Raw genomic sequence first — 18,973 nt, 5'->3', positions numbered from 1 at the left:
GCACCTTGTGTCGATTGCTACGTGTGCGAGCGAGCGATTCTTCCTCGCTGAACCTCCAGGACGGCGGGATTCCAACAGGCCTCCTCCACGGTCGGCCTCGCGTCGATCGCCCTCGTGACGTCGCGGTTCGAGCGCCCCTCACCGCTGCTCGATCTTCCGCAGCCGGTACGCCCGCGCGTCCCACAGCGAGAACACCCGCTCGCCGCTCGTGAGGACGTCGAACCCGTGGCGGGCCGCGAGCCGCGCGACGTCGGCCGCGTCGCGCGCGGGGTCGCCGCGGTACGAGTAGCCCAGGACGACGAGCTCCCCGCCCGGCCGCAGCGCCCGGCGCGCCTCCGCGACGAGCCGATCCACGACCTCCGGGCCCGCGGCGACGATGTACGGGAACGAGTCGACCGCGTACACGAGATCGAAGCGGGCCGACGGCGCGTCGCCCAGATCGACGCCCGACGAGACCGCGAGCACGACGTTCGAGCGCCCCGCGCAGCGGCGGCGCGCTGCCTCGATCATGCGCGGCGAGACGTCGAGCCCCCACGCCTCGCGCACCCTCGGCGCGAGCGCCGCCTCGAAGCGGCCGATCCCGCAGCCGATCTGCAGGATCGCGCGGTCCTCCCCGATCGCGCCCCACCGCTCGAGGAGCTCGACCACCTCCCGCGTCGCCCGCTCGAGGAGCTCCGGATCGCCGAGCGAGTACGCAGCGACGCTCGCCTCCTCCGAGCGCTCGCAGAGCTCGTCGAACAGCCGCGCGGTGGAGCGACAGGCTCCCCGCGCGTCCTCCCCGGCGATGCTGGGCGCGCCCCGGTGCGCGCCCAGCATCGCCGCCACGGTCGTGCACCCGGCGCGCCGCTCGTCCAGGCAGCGGCGCAGCGCCTCGAGGCGCGCGGCCTGCTCCCCCTCCCCTGCCGCCGGCCGCGCGGCGTCGATCGCGCCCGCGGCGGCCTCGAGGTCCCCCGCGGCGCCGAGAAGCCGCACCAGGCCGACCTCCGGCGACGCCTCGCCGGACATGACGGCCTGCACCGCGCCCTCGCCCTGTCCGACCTCCCGCCCCGCCCCGTGTGCGCCCCGGCGCCGCAGCCGCCGGCGGAACGTCCAGCGGTCGACGGCGCCCCAGTCGTACTTGTACGGCTCGCGGCCGCGGAGGAAGTCCACGGTCCGCGCGCCCTCGCGCGCCGCGTGCTCGATCGCGCTGGCGAGCATCACGAGCCCCGGGCTGTACCACGCGAGCTCCGGATCGAAGCCGGTGATGTACGACGCGAGCCCGCCGCGCTCGGCGAACCCGTAGAGCGACGCGATGATCCGCCCGTCGAGCCGCAGGCCGAAGAGCCGCAGCGCGCCCCGCGCGCACAGCGCGCGCGCGGCCTCGCGGTGGAACGGCCGGAGCGCCTCGTCGAGGACGCCCCCCTCGCCGCGCGAGCGCCAGCGCGCCTTGTGGTTGGCGAACAGCGCCTCGATCAGCTCGTCCACGCTCGCCGCGTCGGCCACGTCGAGGCGCAGGTCCCCGGCCCGCGCGAGCCGCTTCCGCGCGCGGGCGACGCGCGCGCGCATCCCCGGCGGGAACAGCGCGTCCAGCCCGGCGCCCTCGGGGATCGTCACCGCCGGACACGCCTCGTGCTTCTCGACCTCGTCCGACCAGCCGGGGGGCGCCTCGGCGAGGAGCAGCGGCGACGACGGGCGTAAGTCGTGGAGATCGGCGACGTCCCACGCGTCGGCGCGCTCTTCGAGGCAAGCGAGCGCCGCGTCCGCGACCGCGCGCTCGTACCCGGACGCGGCCAGGACATCGTTGTAATCGGAGATCCCGGCGCCGAGCAGCGCGACGACGCGCTCGCCGCCGATGCGGTGAACCGCGAGGGGCGCGAGGCCGACGATCCCCTCGTCCGACCGGAAGACCAGGGCGAGCACCTCCTCGGGCCCGAGCGCGCGGCACCACGGGATCAGCCACTCCGGCCGCTGGAACGCCGTCGCCGCCGGGCAGCGCTGCCACAGCGCGCTCCACGGCTCCCGCAGCGCCTCGAGCTCCTCGCGGCGGCTCAGCACCTCTACGTCGAGTCGTTCGCTCACCTGCCCTCCGAGCGGCAGGCTCAGCGCTCCTCGGTCGTCGTCGAGCGCGCGCGGGCGCTCACCGGGCTCCCCGCCCCTGCCGGCGCCGTATCCTCGCAGGCGCGCGCGGCCAGGCAACCGACGCGCGCTACCTCGGAGGGGGTTCTGGAACGCTCGCGCCGGCCCGCCCGTCGCCCCTGGCCGCTGGTTGCCGAGCTTGCCAGCCCCCGCCGGGTCAAGCGAGGACGCCGCGTCCCGGCCGGTGTATCCTCCCGCGGGAGATCCTCGGACCATGCGAAATTTTGACCGGATCACCGCGCACCCTGGCCGAATGAACGGGCAGCCGTGCATCAGGGACCTTCGTCTGACGGTGAAGCGGGTGCTGGAAGTGCTGGCGACCTATCCGGACCGCGAAGAGCTGCGACGCGACTACCCGGAGCTGGACGACGAGGACATCCGGCAGGCCCTGGCCTTCGCCGCCGCCATGATCGGGGATGAGGTCATCGACCTGCCCCGGAGCGCATGACGCCGACCTTTCGATTGCTCCTGGATCAAGGGCTTCCGCGCTCGGCGGCAGAGCGGTTACGCGCGGCCGGTGTCGACGCGATCCATGTAGCCGAGATCGGGATGTGGGCCGCGCTCGATGAGGAGATCCTCGAACAGGCCCGGCAATCGAAGCAGGTGGTCGTGACGCTCGATGCAGATTTTCACACACTGCTCGCACTTGCTGACGCGAACGCCCCTTCTGTGTTGAGGCTGCGGGTAGAGCGACTGAACGGAGAGGCATGTGCCAGGATGATCCTGGATGTGCTCGCGGTGTGCGGCTCAGAGCTCCTTGCGGGCGCGGCGGTGACAGCGGATCTTACCCGCGTCAGGCTCCGGCGATTACCGCTGACCGATCCAGGACGATAGGACGATAGACCGAGGCCCGAGCGCGCTCAGCTGTGGCCGAGCACCGGGTGCGGCCGGTACGGCTCGGCGAGCGCGCGCAGCTCCTCGGCGTCGAGCTTGAGCTCCACCGCCTTGGCCGCGTCGTTGACGTGCGACAGCTTGGTCGCCCCCACGATCGGCGCGGTCACCCCCGGCTGCTGGAGCAGCCACGCGAGCGCCACCTGCGCGTTCGGGACGCCGCGCTTCGCGGCGATCTCGGTCACCTTCTCGACGACGGTGAAGTCGGAGTCCTGGAAATAGAGCCGCTGCGCGAACTCATCGCTCTTCGAGCGGACCGTCTCCCCCTTCCCGTCCTTGCCCCGGTTGCCCGCCAGGAACCCGCGCGCGAGCGGGCTCCACGGGATGACCCCGATGCCCTCAGACTTGCAGAGCGGGATCACCTCGCGCTCCTCCTCCCGGTAGACGAGGTTGTAATGGTTCTGCATGGCCACGAACCGGTGGAGGCCCAGCCTGTCCGAGGCGTGGAGCATCTTCGCGAACTGCCACGCGAACATGGACGACGCGCCGAGATAGAGCGCCTTGCCCGCCTTGACGACCTCGTTCAGCGCGTCGAGCGTCTCCTCGATCGGCGTGTTCGGGTCGAAGCGGTGGATCTGATAGAGATCGACGTAATCGGTGCCGAGACGACGAAGGCTGTCGTCGATGGAGTGCCTGATGTGCTTGCGCGAGAGCCCGCGCTGGTTCGGGTCGTCGCCCATGGGGCCGTTGACCTTGGTCGCGATCACCAGCCTGTCGCGCGAGGGGCCGAGATCCTTGAGCGCGCGGCCCAGCACCTACTCGCTCTCGCCGAGCGAGTAGACATCGGCCGTGTCGAAGAAGTTGATACCGAGGTCCAGCGCTCGCTTGATGAGCGTGCGGCTCGCCGCCTCGTCGAGCACCCAATCCCGCCATTTGGGCGAGCCGAACGTCATGGCGCCGAGACAGATCCGCGAGACCTTGAGGCCAGTCGAACCGAGATTTGTGTACTCCATGGGCGAGCTCCTCGTGCCGCCGCGTGGGAAGGGATGTCCGGAAGGCAAGGCAGCGGCGGCGCGGCCGAATGCAGGTGCCGTGCCCGAATCGCCCCGAGGTCCCACGCCGCCTTGTCGATCGCGGCGGCTCCGGCTGCTGCTCCGGGGGCAGCGCATGCTGCTCCGGGCGCAGCGCCTGCTGCTCCGGTGATGCCAGAGGAGCACCTCGAGAGCCCGCGACGGCTGGCTTCCCTCGGGCGGGCGTGTCCCCGCCTCGACGTTGTGTTCCGCGGAGCGGCCGCTCAGCCTCCCGCGCGGGCGACGGCGAAGATCAAATGACGTTCCAGCCGGATCCCCTCCGGCGCGCGGCGGCGCTCGAGCTCGGCCGCGAGCGCGGCCTTGACCCGCGCGGCTTCCGCCGGATCGAGGTCCGACAGGAAGTTGCCAAACGAGCTGGCCAGGTAGAACGCGACCACGTCGTCCGTGTCTGCGAAATGGTCGGTGAAGGACCGGATCTGGAGCCTCGGATCCTCGAAGCCGGCGAGCAGGAGGGTGCTCGTCAGGTCGTCCGAGGTCACCTTGTAGGTCGTGTTGCCGAGCGTCTCCGCGGTGCCGGTCAGGCCGAGAGACGACAGCACCCCCTCGATCACCCGCTCGAACTCGTGCGGGCGCTCCCTGGCGGCCGAGCTGATGCCGAGGCGCCCTCCCCGCCTGAGCACCCGGCGCGCCTCGCGCAGCGGGCCGAGCTTCTCGGGCAGCCAGTGGAGCACGCTGTTCAGGAACACGACATCGAAGCTCCCGGCGGCGAACTGCGAGAGATCTTCGGCCTGGCCGACGCTGGCGCGGAAGTTCGGCCGGCGCTTCCCGTTCGCCAGCTCGACCCGGAGCGGCAGCGGATCGACGCCGGCCACCGCGCCGGAGGGGCCGACCCGATCGGCGACATACGCCCCGAGCCGGCCCGTCCCACACCCGACGTCGAGGACGCGCTCGCCCGGGGAAACCTGGAGATCTTCGATGAGCAGCTTCCCGTGGTTGAACTGCCGATCGCTGACGCGATCGTAGGTCTCGGCCAGGACAGCTGAATCGAGCGAAAGGCTGACCATCGTGGCTCCTTGTGAGAGGAGGTGGAGATCGGCGAAAGACGGCTCCGGATGGAATGTCTCTCCGCGCACCACGTCTGTTATCGAGGACAATAGTCCGCCATAGCGGACCGAGCAAGCGCGATCTCGACGGCCGCGCGCGATGGCGGCGATGCGCCCGAGGCGCGCGGTCCGGGGGTGCGCGCCGGCCGTGACGCCGCGGGCGATAGCGACGTCGCTGTCCAGGTTTCACCGTCGCGGGCGGGCGTGGTAGCGTTCGCCGGCTCTCGAACAACGAGGAGTCGCTCATGAGCTGGATCGACCAGTACCGCGCCTTGGCTCGCTACAACCGGTGGATGAACGACAAGCTCTTTGCGCTGGTCGGCAAGCTCGACGACGTGGAGCGCAAGCGCGATCGCGGGGCCTTCTTCCGGTCGATCCACGGCACGTTGAACCATATCCTGCTCGCCGACCGCACGTGGATGGGGCGCTTCACCGGCGACGCGGAGCGGTTCGTCTCCCGCGATCCGAGCGGGAAGGCCATCGAGATCACCGCGCTCTCGCAGGAGCTCTATGCGGACTTCGGCGATCTCTCCCGGGAGCGGGCCACGACGGACGCGGACATCCTCGCCTGGGTGCACGAGATCGACGAGCGGGCGCTCGCGGGGGACCTGACGTACACGCGGAGCGGGACGGTCTACACCTCTCCGCTCTGGTGGTCCGTCGGGCACCTCTTCAATCATCAGACCCATCACCGCGGTCAGGTGACCACCCTGCTCACACAGATGGGAATCGACCCCGGCTCGACCGATCTTATCGCGATGCTGCGGGACGAAAGGCGCGGGCCGTGACAGGTGCTTCGCCCCGCGGCGAGCGCGGCTGTCCGGTGATCCGATAGCACCTGGGGCAGGCGGGCGAGGCCAGCCCTGGATCACCGGGCTGCGCGCCGCCGGCTGACCTGTCGCGCCTGGCTCGCCGCCCTGACCTCGACGAGCGGATTGCGCGCCTCGGCGGCGCGCAGCCGCTCGAAGCGCTCGATCCGCGCGCGGTTGCCGCTCTGCCGCAGCGTCCGCGCGAGCACCACGGTCTTGGCGAGCCGGATGAACCGCAGGCGGTGGGCCGAGTCCACGTCCTCGACGTCTCTCCTGCCCACCCCGGGCCCGAACTCGCGATGGTAGGCGGCCCGGAGCCGGTGCTCTCCATGGAGGCCGAGCGCGTCCGAGAGCCCCTCGAGGGCGGCCCGCTCCGCCGGGGTCGACCACGAGAGGACCCTGGAATAGGGGGTCGCCATGGTCTCGTGATCGGGCTTGTTGACGTAGCGGCGCAGGAACACATCGGACGTCGCGACCGGCACATCGCCCGTCTCCTGGTGGAGGAGGGCGTACGCGAACGCCTCGTTCATCCCCACGAGCTGGTTCCGGTCGTAATCGGCGCCGTCGACGCGCTTCCCGAGGCGATCGACGCCCGAGAGGGCGGCGAAGAAGAAGCTGCTGAAATCGGTGTAGTCCGCCTCGTCGATCTCGGGTGTGCAGCCCGACGCGGGGCGGTCCCGGGTCGCCGCGAAGAACCCGACGACGTCGCGCTCGACCAGCTCGCCGTCGGGTCGGCCGCCCTCGAAGAGGAGGTTCGCGAAAGAGCCGGAGTAGCACTGGGCCATGACGAGGACGACGGGGGTGCCGGCGGGCAGCTCCTTCATGCGGGCAGCGAGGTCGCGCACGGACAGCGCTCCGCCGCCCCAGAGGTCGAAACCGTTGTTGTCGAGGTCGTGCCCTGGATCCGGGCTCCCGTGGCCGGCGAAATAGAGCAGCAACGGGTCGGCGGGGCGCGCGTGGACGAACCTGCGCCAGATCGCGTCGAACCCGGGGCGGGTGGTCGCCCCGTCGATGCGCGGCAGCCTGGGCGCGCGATAGCGCGTCTGCTCGCCGTCGAGGAACTGCACGCTCCGCGTGCCGCGGCGCCCGTCGGCGAAGAGGACGCGCCGCTCCGCCGTGGCCGGGAGCAACGACTGGAAGTACCGGATGTGGCCTTCGATGGCCACCTGGTTCATGGGCGGCCTCGGGCCGCCGCCCACGACGAGCGCGCGCCAGGCGGCGGGCTCGGGAGAAGCCGGGGCAGGCAAGGCCGGAGAGGCGGGCGAAGCCGGGGGCGCCTGCGGGGCGGCCGGCGCAGGCAACAGGGCCTGCGGGGCGGCCGGCGCAGGGCGCGGCGGGCGCCCCGGCGAGGGGGGCGGCGCGGGGCGCGGCGGGCGCCCTGGCGAGGGGGCTGCCGCGGGGCGCGGCGGGTGGGCCAGCGAGGCCGCCGGCGCGGGGCGTGGCGGGCGCGCGCCCGCGGTCGCGGCGGTCGCCGTGGCAACGGCGATCACAGCGACCCGGAGGAGCAGATGGTGCGCGGCGGTCACGTCCTCGGCCTCGGCAGCGCGCATCGCGGCGCTCGATTCTAGGTAGCACGACCGGCTCACCCGCGTCGACATGCGCTCCCTCGATCTCTCGGCCGCCGCCCACCCGGGTTGGCCCAGCCCACGTGGTTGCGTCGAGCGCGAGCTACAATGGGGACGCCTGGTTCCGTGGCGAGCGCGCCACCGAGAGAGATGCCCTCGCAGCGTACGCGTGTGCCTCCGCGAGGGTGCCGTGCGTCCCCTGTCGGGCTGTTTCAGTCAGCCAGGCAGTCTGTCTGTCGGCCGTCAAGCAGCCTGTCTGCCGGGCCGTCTGCCTGCCTGTCTGCTTCAATCCGGGCCAGGACAACGCCCTCGCTTTCGAGCGAGGACCTGCGCCGACCGGCAGTATTTCGCCGCAGGCGGGGCAGATTGCATCGCCGAGCCCATCCTCGGCCACTGCAGAGCTCCCCTCCTTTCACCACGGTCTCGCCCGGTGATCGCGGCGCGTTGCCTGCGCGACGGCACGGCTCGCGGCGGGAGGGATCGGCGGCGCGCCACGCTCGCTCCAGGGAGCCACCGCATGGCCGAGGTCGGTCATCTCCTGCGCGGATCTTCTCATCGACCTCTGGCACGCAGATTGCCGTTTTCCGCGCCATCGAATGCACGAACACAGGAGGGAAGATCATGTCGGCCAGCTCATCAAAGACGACCATCGTTCATGACGAGATCCGCCAGTGGGCCGAATCGCGCGGAGGCCGCCCGGCGACGGGTGAAGAGCACCGAGGAGGGCGGTGAGCCTGGCATCCTCCGCATCGATTTCCCCGGCTACAGCGGGGAAGACACCCTGGAGGAGATCTCGTGGGAGGACTTCTTCGACAAGTTCGAGGAGTCGAACCTCGCCTTCGTGTACCAGGAGAAGACAGCGGACGGGCAGCCGAGCAACTTCTCCAAGCTGGTGAGCCGCCCGGACGACATGGTCCAGAAGGGCAAGCCGACGTCGCGCGCGGCGAAGGGCAGCACGGAGAAGGCGAGCAGCGCCAGGAGCACGAAAGAGAAGCGCGAGAAGGCCGAGCTCGACGTCGAGGTGGAGGTCCAGATCGATCTCGACGAGGAGCCCGGCGGCGCCGAGCAGCGTCCTCGCGGGAAGCAGGCCCGCCCGAGGGGCGCCGAGGGCGATCACGCGTCCCACATGACCATCGACCACGACGAGATCCGCGCGTGGGTCGAGGCGCGCGGCGGCCACCCGTCGACGGTGGCGCGGACCGAGAAAGAGGGGGAGCCCGGCGTCCTCCGGATCGATTTCCCAGGGTACAGCGGGGAAGACACCCTGGAGGAGATCTCGTGGGATGATTTCTTCGACAAGTTCGAGGCGTCGAACCTGGCCTTCGTGTACCAGGAGGCCAAGGCGAGCGGCGAGCCGAGCTACTTCTCGAAGCTGGTGAGCCGCCCGGACGACATCGGCGGCAAGAAGGCGAAGCAGAGCAAGCAGAAGTCGAGAAAGGCAGCCTGAGCCAGGAAACGAGGACCCGGGAAGGAGCCCCGGTGGGCGGCAGGAAGAGCGATGCTGAGGCTCAGCGCCGGCGCGCGGGCGCCGTCCGGGCGGCATCCGGCGCGCCGGACACGTCCGAAGCGCCCGGTGCGCCCGACGCATGGTTTCTCTGCCACGCCGAGGCGTTCGTGAGCAGCGCGTCCCGGAGCTCCGCGGTAGCGCCCTGGAGCTCGCCGCCGCGCCTGCGGACGAGATGGAAGACCTTGCGCGGCAGCTCGGGCAGCGGGCGCGCGACGAGGCCCCGGGGGAGGCGGCAGCAGGCGTTGACCACCGCGATGCCGACGCCGAGCTGGACGAAGTGGACCATCAGCTCCCAGCCGTTCGCCTCGACCGCCGGCTCCCAGCGGACACCTGCCGAGAGCAGCGCCTGAGCGAGCAGGGCCCGGTGGGGCTGCGACGGGCCGGGGACGACGAGCCGCGCCCCCTCGAGGTCGCGCAGCCGGACCTGGCGCTTCCGGGCGAGCGGGTGGCCGTCGGGGACGACGAGGACCTGCGCCACCTCGGTGAGGCGATCCGCGGCGAGCCCGTCCGGCGCCCCCTCGAGCGGCGCGACGCCGAGGTGCGCCTCGCCCGCCGCGACGGCCTCGAGGGTGCCCTCGCGGTCGCGCGTGAGCAGCCGGAGCGGGGCCGCGGCGCGCGCGGTGAAGGCGCGGATGCCCTCGCCGAGCAGGTAGAGGTACGAGCCCTCCCCGGCGCAGAGCACCACCGGCTCCCGGCTCTCGCCGTGGCGGAGCACGTCGAGGAACGAGCGCGTCCGCTCGCCGACCTCGCGCCCGAACGCCGCGACGCGCTTGCCGTCGGCCGTGAGCTCCAGCCGCTGCCCGCGCCGCTGGTAGAGCGTGACGCCGAGCGCCTCGCCCAGCTTGCCGATCTGGGCGTGGAGCGCCGGCTGCGAGACATGGAGCGCCCGCGCCGCGCGCGTGAAGTTGAGGTGCTCGGTGAAGACCACGAAGGCGCCGAGCCAGTCGAGGTTGAGCATGGCGGGAAGCTATCGCAGAACGCGATAGCGACTCCAGAAATACTTCTTCCGGATGATAGCCGGGCGTCTATTCTTTCTCTCGCCGATTCCCTTCACGGTTTCGGTCCCGGTCCCGACCAGGGACCTTCCGGAGGCCTCTGCCTGCCCGCGCGGATCGCGGGCCGCGGCTCCGGTTCACGAGACGAGAATGGAGCTTGAGATGGGCCGCGATCGCTTGACCGACACGAGCAAGAAGCTCTCCTGGCTGCTCCGCCACGCGGCGCCCGCGCAGGGCGTCGCCATGGACCACGCCGGCTGGGTGGCCGTGGACGACGTCCTCAAGGCGCTCCGGATCTCCCGGCCTGTGCTCGACGAGGCGGTGGAGAACAACACGAAGAACCGCCTCGAGATTCGCGGCGACCGGATTCGCGCCTCGCAAGGGCACTCGCGCGACGGGATGCCTGTGACGCTCGCGGGCCTCGAGGCGTCGTGGGAGGAGGTCCACGGCGACGCGTCGATCTGGCACGGCACGAGCGTGGACGCCGTGAGCGGCATCGCGCGCGAGGGGATCCGGCCGGCGGCGCGCACGCACGTCCACTGCACCGACGCGCTGGGAAGCGCGGTGGGCAAGCGCGCGAAGGTCGACGTGATGCTCGAGATCAGCCCCGCGAAGCTCCGGGCGCGCGGCGTGCGCGTCTTCCGCAGCCAGAACGGGGTGATCCTGGTGCGGGAGGTGCCGGTCGAGTGCCTCGTGGGGCTCTTGCCGATCGCCGCGCGGGCGCAGCGGGAGGCCGAGGCCCTGCGGGCGATGCTCTTCGGCGAGGGGTCGCGCGGGGCGGCGTGATGGCCTTGTCCGCGGGCCAGAGAGCCCGGCCGCAAGCATGCCTTCGCAGACCCTCTCGACCAGGCTCGCCCTGCCAGCCGGTGAGCAGCTGAAGGCGCAAGCCATGGATCCCTGGCTCTTCCCGGTGTTCTTCCTCTCAGGCTCGGCAGCGCTGGTGTAGCAGGTCGTCTGGCAGCGCGTTCTACGCGTTCTACGGCATCGACATCCTGTCGGTCACGATCGTCGTCACCGCGTTCATGCTTGGTCTCGGCCTCGGGAGCCTGGCGGGTGGGGCGCTTTCGCGCCGGTACCCGCAAGCTGCGGTGACGCTGTTTGCGCTCTCCGAGATCGGGATAGGCCTCCACGGCGCCTTCAGCCTTCGCCTCTTCGCCCTTGTTGCAGAGGTCACGCACGGCATTGGCCATGTCGCCACGGGCGGGGTGGCCTTCCCGCTCGTGGTGCTCCCGGTCATGCTGATGGGAGCCACACTTCCCCTCCTGGTCGCGCACGCCACGTCGCGATCGCGTAACGTCAGTCGCTCGCTAGGTAACCTGTACTTCACCAACACGCTTGGCGCTGCGTTCGGTGCCTTTCTGGCGGCGCGCTACCTGCTGGGCGGGCTGGGCCTCCGGGCCACGGCGGAGGTTGCCGCGGCGCACGACGCATTTCGCGGTGCGCTCGTGATGGTCCTGCGCCGGGGGCGTCGCGGCGAGCCATGAGGCTCCTCGTTGCCGTCCTCGTCGCCATGCTCGGCGGTTATCTCGCGCTCTCGCACGAGGTCCTCTGGGTCCGGGTCTACGGCTTCATGCTCGAAGGCGCTCCGGACGCCTTCGGCTTTCTGCTCGCGGCCTACCTCGCCGGTCTGGCGTCGCCTCCGCCTCGTACGAGGTCGTGGTGCTCGCGCCGCCGCTCACCGGATTCGCGACAAACTTGTTGCTCCCAGGGGCGCCGCCCCTGCGTTAAACCTTTCGTTGCCGGCGGACGGCGCGCGAGGACGCGACGCGCTCTCCGCGGATCGGCACGAGCTCCCCTGCGTGAGATCGAAAAGGAGTACGTCTTCGTGAGCCGAGCGGGCGCGCGTCGCGCCGCGATTTGTTCGAGAGACCGTCGTCACGTGGACGCTCACCCAAGTCCACGGTGGCACCCGGATTGGCCTGGCGTCAGACTGGTCGATAGCGAGGAGCGGAGTTCGCACGCATACCGCCAGAAGCACCCCTTCGGGATGGTGCCGGCCTTCGAGGCGGATGGTCGGGGGCTGTTCGAATCGGGCGCCATCGTGCATCACATCGCCGCGGACTCCGAGGCTCTGATGCCCGTCGACCGGCACGACCGCGCCAACACGGTCGCCAGGATGTTCGCCGCCCTCAACACGGTCGGCCCGCCGATCCAGAACCTCTTCGCGATGGACCTGCTGCACAGCGAAGAACAGTGGGCGAAGCTGGGGCGTCCCCGGGCCGTGGATGCGGTGAAAGTTCGGCTGGGCGCGCTCTCCGCTTGGCTCGACGGGCGCGACTATCTGGTCGATCGCTTCACCGCGGCGGACGTCCTGATGACGGCCGTGCTGAGGTTCCTTCGGCATACAGACCTGCTGACCGAGCTTCCCGTGCTCGACGCCTACGTCAAGCGCTGTGAGGCGCGGCCGGCCTTCCAGAAGGCCTTGCGCGACCAAGCGGGAGAGTACGCTCGAAACGCTCCTGTCGCAGCCTGAGGCTGTGAATGGCCAAGGCCTTCGACTTCAGTAGCGGCGGTCACGGCGAGCTCCCCAGGCCCGGGGCTTGACCGTTGGGCCCGGGTTAGGTCCATGCCTTCCTGTTGCCGGGCCCCTCGATGCGCTGCCGCCTGTTCGAAATCGCGCCTGCGCCCCCGCGCTCTTCCGGCCCAACGCCGTTGAACGGACCGATGTGTAGACCCGCGATGCGCTTCGAGTTCGGCACGGAGTCCTCCGAGCTTGCCTGGGCCGCCCAACGTTCGGATTGAGCCGCGCGTGTGAGTTGCTAGCGCGGCTCGGCCCCGTCGGGCTCCCAGATGAGATAGTGCGGCGCATCGTACACCAGCGTGCTCGCGACCTCACGGCCAAGGACCTCCCGCATCGCGCGCACCACCATGAGGCGCAGGAAGAGGCGGTTCGGGGCCGTGGCCATGCGCGCGGTGACGGCGATCCACCGGGTGGTGTGCGCGGACAGCGGCGCCGCGAACCAGCGGCGGGAGTAGCCGACGGTCTGCACGAGCTCGCCGCCCTCCCGCGCGAAGGGCCAGTCCTTCGCCCAGGCGACGGCGCCGCCCGCCTCGCCGGCCGGGCGTCCGCAGCAGGTTCCGCCCTTCCGCCGCGAGGAGGTCGATTTCCGGTCACACGGACAGGGCTCCCCGTCTCGAACCCGAGAGAAAGGTCGGACGCCGCGTGCGTACGGCCGGGAAGGACGGGATCTATGGGTACGAGCTCGAAGAAGAGAGTTTGCATCGAGGGCCACGAGATGGCCTATGTCGACCAGGGGATGGGCGCGCCGGTGGTGTTCCTCCACGGGAACCCGACGTCGTCGTACCTGTGGCGGAACATCGTTGGACCAACCTCGGCGCGGCATCGCTGCCTCGCGCCGGACCTCATCGGCATGGGCGACTCGGACAAGCTGCCGGAGATGGGCAGGAAAGCCTACGGGTACGCCACACATGCGAGGTTCCTCGACGCCTGGTTCGACGCGGTCGTGCCTGAGGAGCCCGTCGTGCTCGTCGTACACGACTGGGGCTCGGCGCTCGGCTTCGACTGGGCTCGACGGCATCCGGATCGCGTGCGCGGCGTCGCGTACATGGAGGCGATCGTCGGATCGATGCCGCTCGGGAAATGGCCCGCACCGGCGAGGGAGTTCTTCGAGGCGATCCGCTCCGACGCGGGCGAGATGCTCGTCCTCGAGCAGAATGTCTTCCTGGAGCGGATGATCTCCGAGGGCAGCATGCTGCGTCCGCTCTCTGACGAAGAGCGCGCCGAGTACCGTCGTCCGTTCCTCGTGCCGGGCGAGGGGCGGCGGCCGACGCTCTCGTGGCCGCGACTGCTGCCCTTCGACGGAGAGCCGAAGGCGATCTGCGCGCTCGCCGACGCCTACGTCGCGTGGCTCACGGCATCGAGCGTGCCCAAGCTGTTCGTGAACGCGGAGCCGGGCCGCATCCTCACGGGGGAGCTCCGCGAAATCTGTCGCGGGTTCCCGAACCAGCGGGAGGTCACGGTGCGCGGTCTGCACTATCCTCAGGAGGACTCGCCGATGGAGATCGCCGACGCGCTTGCAGGCTGGCTCGATACCCTCGCTCCGCCGACGCGCGCGCAACCGGTAGCGTCATGAGCGAGGCGGGTCTCGACGCGCTGGCGATCCGCGCATGCGCGGGCGACCGAGAGGCGCTCGAAGCGCTCGTGCGAGGACTGCAGGATCCCCTGTTCCGCCTCGCGCGCAGGTTCCTCGGCCACCCCGAGGACGCGCGCGACGCGACGCAGGAAATCCTCATCCTCATCGTGACGAAGCTCTCCACGTTCCGAGGCGAGAGCTCGATCTCGACGTGGGCGTATCGCGTCGCGTGCCGACACCTCCTCCGCGCACGCGCGACGTACCGCCGCCTGACCTTCGAGCAGCTCGTCGACGAGGATCTCGCCAAGGCGCCGAACGCCATCGGCGCGGAGGTGCTCGAGAGCGCCGAGGCGCGTCTGCTCGAGGAAGAGGTCTTCCTCCGTTGCACCCAGGCGATGCTCCAGGCGCTCGACAGGCCGCTGCGCATCGCCTACGTGCTCGGCGGCATCTGCGAGCTCGAGTCGACCGACGCGGCCTACGCGCTCGGCATCACGGAAGCTGCCTTCCGCAAACGACTCTCCCGTGCGCGCGCGGCGCTCGACGCGTTCGTGTCGAAGCACTGCGGTGTCGCGAATCCAGCGAACCCGTGTCGCTGTGCGTTCCAGGTGAACCACAACGTGGCGCTCGGGCGTCTGAACCCGCGCGGCCTGGTTCACGCGAAGCCCACGGAGCGTACCTCTCTCGAGGCGCTGCAGGCCCTCGGCGAGATCCGCGCCGTGCGCCGCTCGCTCGAGCTCTACCGCGCGCAGCCCGCGTTCACCTCCCCCGAGGACCTCGCCGCGCGGGTGCGGTCCATGATCGCAATCGGTCGCGGGAGCAGGCTCTTCGATGCGTGAAGACGGCTGACGTCGACTGACGTCGACTGACGTCGACTGACGTCGACTGACGTGGAGCCGGGCAGCGCGGGCGAGAGCAGTCGACGTGGCTCACAGGCCGTGCGATCTGCTGAGCCATCTCCCCGGCCAAGAGCAGGGCGCCCCACGTCTCGTCGACGAAGCAGAGGTGATCCGGCGCGTGCCCCGGCGTGCGGAGCACGCCCGGATCGTGTTCCCTATCCCTTGACCGTGACGAGCGGCCAGAGTCGCGCCACGCGCCGCGCGATCCCTGCCTCCTCGACGGAGCGCACGACCGGCGTGATGGGTTTGTAGGCATAGGGCGCCTCCTCCTTCATCCGCTGGTGGTACTTCGCGAGGATGTCGCGCCGCCGCCGCACGTGGGGCGCGTCGGGGTCGAGCGGCGTCACGACATGCAGCTTCTCGACCGCGCGCCGGTAGAGGTCCTCGTCCGCGTGCGCGGAGCGGCCGCGGGTGAGGCTGCGGCCCGCGCCGTGGCACGCGCTCGCGAGCAGCGCCGCGTGCCCTGCGCCCGCGAGAACCCAGCTCGAGTCGCCCATCGACCCGGGGATGATCACCGGGTCACCCGTGTACGAGAACGCTCCGCCCTCGCCATCCGGTCCCCCGGCGGGCGTCGCGCCCTTGCGGTGCAGGTAGCGCGGCTCGGCCCCGTCGGGCTCCCAGATGAGGTTGTGCGGCGCATCGTACACGAGCGTGCTCGCGACCTCGCGGCCAAGGACTTCCCGCATCGCGCGCACCACCATGAGGCCCAGGAAGAGGCGGTTCGCGAACGCGAAGTTCGCGGCGTTCCGCATCGCATCGAGGTAGACCGACGCCTCGTGGGCGTGGGGGCCCACCGCCGGCAGCACATAGAAGCCGTGCGCCGGATGGGGCACCCCCGCGGGGTACAGCGCGCGGGCGCGCTCGTTGAAATAGCCGCCGACCGCGTGTCCGAGCCCGACGGAGCCCGCATGGGCCATGATCGTGACGGCGTTCTTCGTCAACCCGAACGAGCGCGCCGTCGCGCCGTCGACCAGCTCGTCGACGGCCTGTATCTCGACGAAATGGTTGCCGCCGCCGACCGTGCCGATCTGGATGTCACGCCCGTCCGCCCGGCCCGACGCCTGGATGTACGCGTCGAACGCGAACGTCCCGCGCGCGGGGAGCCCGCCGTGGAAGTGCACGCGATCGAGATCCGCGCGCTGCGCGCGAGGATCGTAATGCGCCCACAGGCCGGTGCGGGCGTTGTCCGCCGCCGTCTCGTGCAGCCCGGACAGGCCGTCACGGAGCATGGCCGCGCGCTGCCGCGGCGACATGGGGATATCGCGCTGCCCCTGGAAGAAGATCGCGCGGAGCCGCTGCTTCAGGGCGCCGATGTGCGGCGCGAGCTCGTCCCGATCCACGTCGGTCGCGAGCAGGCGCATGCCGCAACAGACGTCGTTGCCGACGGCCTGCGGCACCACGAACCCCCGGGCATCCACGACGGTGCCCACGGGGATGCCCGCGCCCTTGTGAAAGTCGGGCGTGAGCACGATGGAGCGGATCTCGCCGGCTGTGCCGCCCCAGAACGGGGCGATCCTGCCGGCCTTTTCCCATGTCCGAAGATCGCGGAGCGTGCCTTCAAGCGAGGCGAACCGGAGGAGCTCCTCGATGCCGTCGGCCTCGACGACGACATCTTCCCTCGCCACGAGGGTGATCGGAATACCGAACGGATTGTCGATGCGGGCCGTCGCGCCATCCAGGCGACGCACCACCGCATCGAGATGCAATTTGCCAACCATGCTGCTGTCCAATCCACGAAGACGCACGCGGCCGACGCGTTCACGCGACGGGGCCGCGGCTCACTCTCCCCCGATCTGGACCCGGTGCGCGCACGAGGGAAGCGCACACCGCAGCAGCGGCGCTCACTATAAACGAGGAACGCCGATCGTCAAGCGGCGCCGGCCGGTTCCACCTGCCCGGCTGGCGCGGGGCCGGGGCGGCGCGTTCGGTCGCCGCGGGCCCCGCGCTCATCGCGATTCAGTGGACGCTCAGCAGCGGCAGCCGCAACACCTGGAAGGGTGGGATTCCGACGCGGAACGAACACGACTGGTTCGCGAGGCTCGCGAGAGCCTGCTTGCGGTTGTCCATCTCCGCGAACGAATGGCTGAGCCCACGGTTGTCCGTCACCGTCAGCGGACCTTGCAGGAAGGCCGAGATGCTGGGGACGCCGCCGGGCCCCGCGGGGCGGATGTGGTAGAAGAGCGTGTCCGTCTCGCCCGTGTGGCAGCCGCTGCACGTATTGGACGAGAACCGAAAGCGCGCCTCGAGCTCCGCCGACGTCTTCAGGTCCGGGTGATCCCAGAACGTCCCGGCGTTGTAGGTCGACGCGCCACCCATGAAGGGCACGCCCCCGGGGGCTTCGGGCATCGTGTAGCCGGAGCCCATGGAGGCCAGGATCTCCGTGAGCAGCGCGTCGCTGCCATTCAGATCGATCGGCGCCGGGGTCGTGCCCGGAACCGACGTGAAGCTCGCCTGGTGCTCGCGGGGGTTGTTCTTGGTGGTGGTCTGTTGCAAAGGTCCGCTCCCGGGGCGGATCACGAACTCGCGCATCTGCCAGATCCCCGTGAGATCGATCTCGTTCGTGCGCAGCTGGTTGAGCGCGTTCTGGTTGGGGTTGCCCGGCGCGGCGCCGCTCCTCACCACCTGCTCTGTCAACGCCTCGAGCGCCGTTCCGTAGGCGGGGTCACCGGGGAGCAAGGCGCTCAGGTTGACCCACTTGTTCGCCCAGTCCTTGATGTCGACGCAGCTCGTGATGGGCACTCCGTACTCGAAGATCGCCGCGGCCTCGATCGGCTGGCAGGTGTCCACGCTGTCCCTGGCGTCGCCGTCCCGATTTCCGTCGCGAACCTCCATCAGGCCGAACACGAAGCGGAGCTCGCCGCCGTTGTTGCCGGCAGCCCCGCCGAGGTAGGGCGAGCTCTGCGCGAGGTCGGGGCGGTACAGGATGGCCTGCAGCCGAAACGGCGCGATGCTGAGGTTCAACGCGCCCCCGCCGCTCCTCTGGCGCCAGGGGTTGATGATCATGCTGTCCACGTTCGCCGCGGCGGCCGCGCTGGTAGCATCGAGGACCAGGCCGCCCGAGCTCGCGTTGACGATCTGCTGGGTGCGCCAGGAAGCCAGCCACTGCTCGACGAACTGGCTCGCGGTGAGCCCGGACCCGATGGCCATCTGTTCCATCAGGTAGCCGAAGGTCCACTTCTTGAGCGGGGCGTTCGCGGCGCTCGAGTCGCACGGGTTCATGGTGCGCGCCGGGTCCTCGATCACCGGCAGTGAACGGATCAACAGCGATTTCTGCGGGTTGATGGCGGCCGTGGTCACGCCGCCGAGCGTGCGCAAGGGGCCGAGCTCCGCGAGGTTGGGCAAACGGATGGTCGCTCCCTTTTTCAGCGCCTCGATGTCGATAGCGTTCGTTTGCGAGATCTCGATGGCCTTGGAGGCGATACGCGACCCCGGCTCGAACGTCTGGAGCGTGCGGGTCTTGAGCTTCGAGATCTCGCTGTTGATCTGGCTCAGCCGTTCCAGATCGATGGGGATCGAGGCGGAGAACAAGCCGTCTCCCGCCTTGAGATCCGGCTTCGTCCCCGAGTCGTTGAAGGTGACCGCCTTCTCGCGCGCATCGAGGCTCATCTGGAACGCCGCGCCCTTGTTCTCTTCGATCACACGCTTGCGGTCGCCCGGCGCGAGCTCGAGCGAGAGCACCCCGACGCCATCCGACGTGAGCCGCAGGTGCAGTTGTTCGACCTTGGGCGCCCGCCTGGAGGGCGCCACGATGAGCGAGTCGCTGTTCGATGCGGCGAGCTCCGGCTCTTCCGGCTCGGTGCCGCAAGCGGTCAACAGCAGGGCGCAGGTCAACGCCGCGCCTATCGATCGATTCTTCATGGAATTCTCCATCGCTGGTCGTTGGTGCGCGCGGCGCGAAAGGCTCCCGCGCGTGACGAGAAGCTCCAGACGTCTGCAATCCTCACGCAGAGCTGGACGTATCCCCTGCCCCTGGCCGCGGATCCCGGGCCGAGTGATGGCTATCCGGGCGCCTGACCGCCCGGTCGGG

Annotated in this window: 17 protein-coding genes and 1 pseudogene; 10 read left to right on the top strand and 8 right to left on the bottom strand. The window is 70.5% G+C overall.

Annotation, left to right across the window (positions count from 1 at the left end):
• Window positions 1-138 precede the first annotated feature (138 nt).
• Complete coding sequence (locus tag WMF14_RS11400; protein ID WP_437800801.1) at window positions 139-2,058, bottom strand: GNAT family N-acetyltransferase; 1,920 nt, start codon at window positions 2,056-2,058, stop codon at window positions 139-141.
• Between the two features lie 271 nt (window positions 2,059-2,329).
• On the opposite strand from WMF14_RS11400, the gene WMF14_RS11395 reads away from it, so the two are divergent.
• Together WMF14_RS11395 and WMF14_RS11390 are read left to right on the top strand one after the other, a co-directional pair.
• Entirely contained in the window at window positions 2,330-2,563 is a 234-nt protein-coding gene (locus WMF14_RS11395) for a DUF433 domain-containing protein (RefSeq protein WP_272101652.1), read from the top strand.
• Window positions 2,560-2,949, top strand: a complete 390-nt coding sequence (locus tag WMF14_RS11390; protein ID WP_437800799.1) for a DUF5615 family PIN-like protein — start codon at window positions 2,560-2,562, stop codon at window positions 2,947-2,949. Before WMF14_RS11395 ends, WMF14_RS11390 begins: the two co-directional genes overlap by 4 nt.
• Window positions 2,950-2,975: 26 nt before the next feature.
• On the opposite strand, the pseudogene WMF14_RS11385 reads toward WMF14_RS11390, so the two are convergent.
• Window positions 2,976-3,959, bottom strand: a pseudogene (locus tag WMF14_RS11385) (aldo/keto reductase).
• Window positions 3,960-4,240: 281 nt separating this feature from the next.
• Complete coding sequence (locus tag WMF14_RS11380) at window positions 4,241-5,041, bottom strand: class I SAM-dependent methyltransferase (protein WP_437800797.1); 801 nt, start codon at window positions 5,039-5,041, stop codon at window positions 4,241-4,243.
• Window positions 5,042-5,325: 284 nt separating this feature from the next.
• Here WMF14_RS11380 and WMF14_RS11375 point away from each other — a divergent pair, with 284 nt between their 5' ends.
• Window positions 5,326-5,868, top strand: coding sequence for a DinB family protein (locus tag WMF14_RS11375; protein ID WP_437800795.1), 543 nt, complete (start codon window positions 5,326-5,328; stop codon window positions 5,866-5,868).
• Window positions 5,869-5,948: 80 nt separating this feature from the next.
• Here WMF14_RS11375 and WMF14_RS11370 read toward each other — a convergent pair whose 3' ends face one another.
• Complete coding sequence (locus WMF14_RS11370; RefSeq protein WP_437800793.1) at window positions 5,949-7,439, bottom strand: hypothetical protein; 1,491 nt, start codon at window positions 7,437-7,439, stop codon at window positions 5,949-5,951.
• A 670-nt stretch (window positions 7,440-8,109) separates the two neighbouring features.
• Between WMF14_RS11370 and WMF14_RS11365 the strand changes: the two genes are divergently transcribed.
• Complete coding sequence (locus WMF14_RS11365) at window positions 8,110-8,901, top strand: hypothetical protein (protein ID WP_437800792.1); 792 nt, start codon at window positions 8,110-8,112, stop codon at window positions 8,899-8,901.
• A 61-nt stretch (window positions 8,902-8,962) separates the two neighbouring features.
• On the opposite strand, the gene WMF14_RS11360 is transcribed toward WMF14_RS11365, so the two are convergent.
• Window positions 8,963-9,919: a LysR family transcriptional regulator gene (locus WMF14_RS11360; protein WP_437800790.1), complete on the bottom strand. Its 957-nt coding sequence runs from the start codon at window positions 9,917-9,919 to the stop codon at window positions 8,963-8,965.
• A gap of 187 nt (window positions 9,920-10,106) precedes the next feature.
• On the opposite strand from WMF14_RS11360, the gene WMF14_RS11355 reads away from it, so the two are divergent.
• The 4 genes from WMF14_RS11355 to WMF14_RS11340 all read left to right on the top strand — a co-directional run bounded on the left by WMF14_RS11355 (window position 10,107) and on the right by WMF14_RS11340 (window position 12,429).
• Window positions 10,107-10,742, top strand: a complete 636-nt coding sequence (locus WMF14_RS11355; protein WP_437800788.1) for an RNA 2'-phosphotransferase — start codon at window positions 10,107-10,109, stop codon at window positions 10,740-10,742.
• 37 nt (window positions 10,743-10,779) lie between these two features.
• Window positions 10,780-10,902 (top strand): hypothetical protein, encoded by a 123-nt coding sequence (locus WMF14_RS11350; RefSeq protein ID WP_437800786.1) that lies wholly within the window; start codon window positions 10,780-10,782, stop codon window positions 10,900-10,902.
• Between the two features lie 142 nt (window positions 10,903-11,044).
• On the top strand, window positions 11,045-11,440 hold the full coding sequence (locus tag WMF14_RS11345; RefSeq protein WP_437800784.1) for a hypothetical protein: 396 nt from the start codon (window positions 11,045-11,047) through the stop codon (window positions 11,438-11,440).
• Window positions 11,441-11,835: 395 nt separating this feature from the next.
• Window positions 11,836-12,429: a glutathione S-transferase family protein gene (locus WMF14_RS11340; RefSeq protein ID WP_437804184.1), complete on the top strand. Its 594-nt coding sequence runs from the start codon at window positions 11,836-11,838 to the stop codon at window positions 12,427-12,429.
• Window positions 12,430-12,715: 286 nt separating this feature from the next.
• On the opposite strand, the gene WMF14_RS11335 is transcribed toward WMF14_RS11340, so the two are convergent.
• Window positions 12,716-12,946, bottom strand: coding sequence for a hypothetical protein (locus tag WMF14_RS11335; protein WP_437800782.1), 231 nt, complete (start codon window positions 12,944-12,946; stop codon window positions 12,716-12,718).
• Window positions 12,947-13,147: 201 nt separating this feature from the next.
• On the opposite strand from WMF14_RS11335, the gene WMF14_RS11330 reads away from it, so the two are divergent.
• Window positions 13,148-14,050, top strand: a complete 903-nt coding sequence (locus WMF14_RS11330) for a haloalkane dehalogenase (protein ID WP_437800780.1) — start codon at window positions 13,148-13,150, stop codon at window positions 14,048-14,050.
• A complete protein-coding gene (locus WMF14_RS11325) occupies window positions 14,047-14,886 on the top strand; it encodes an RNA polymerase sigma factor (protein ID WP_437800778.1) in 840 nt (279 codons plus the stop codon). Before WMF14_RS11330 ends, WMF14_RS11325 begins: the two co-directional genes overlap by 4 nt.
• A 215-nt stretch (window positions 14,887-15,101) precedes the next feature.
• On the opposite strand, the gene WMF14_RS11320 is transcribed toward WMF14_RS11325, so the two are convergent.
• Entirely contained in the window at window positions 15,102-16,664 is a 1,563-nt protein-coding gene (locus tag WMF14_RS11320) for an RtcB family protein (RefSeq protein ID WP_437800776.1), read from the bottom strand.
• 238 nt (window positions 16,665-16,902) lie between these two features.
• A complete protein-coding gene (locus tag WMF14_RS11315; RefSeq protein ID WP_437800774.1) occupies window positions 16,903-18,804 on the bottom strand; it encodes a hypothetical protein in 1,902 nt (633 codons plus the stop codon).
• Window positions 18,805-18,973 lie beyond the last annotated feature (169 nt).

It is taken from the genome of Sorangium sp. So ce693, from assembly GCF_051521375.1.
Lineage (GTDB): Bacteria > Myxococcota_A > Polyangia > Polyangiales > Polyangiaceae > Sorangium > Sorangium atrum.
Note: the sequence above shows the minus strand (reverse complement) of the source record. Positions and strands in the feature narration are given on the sequence as shown.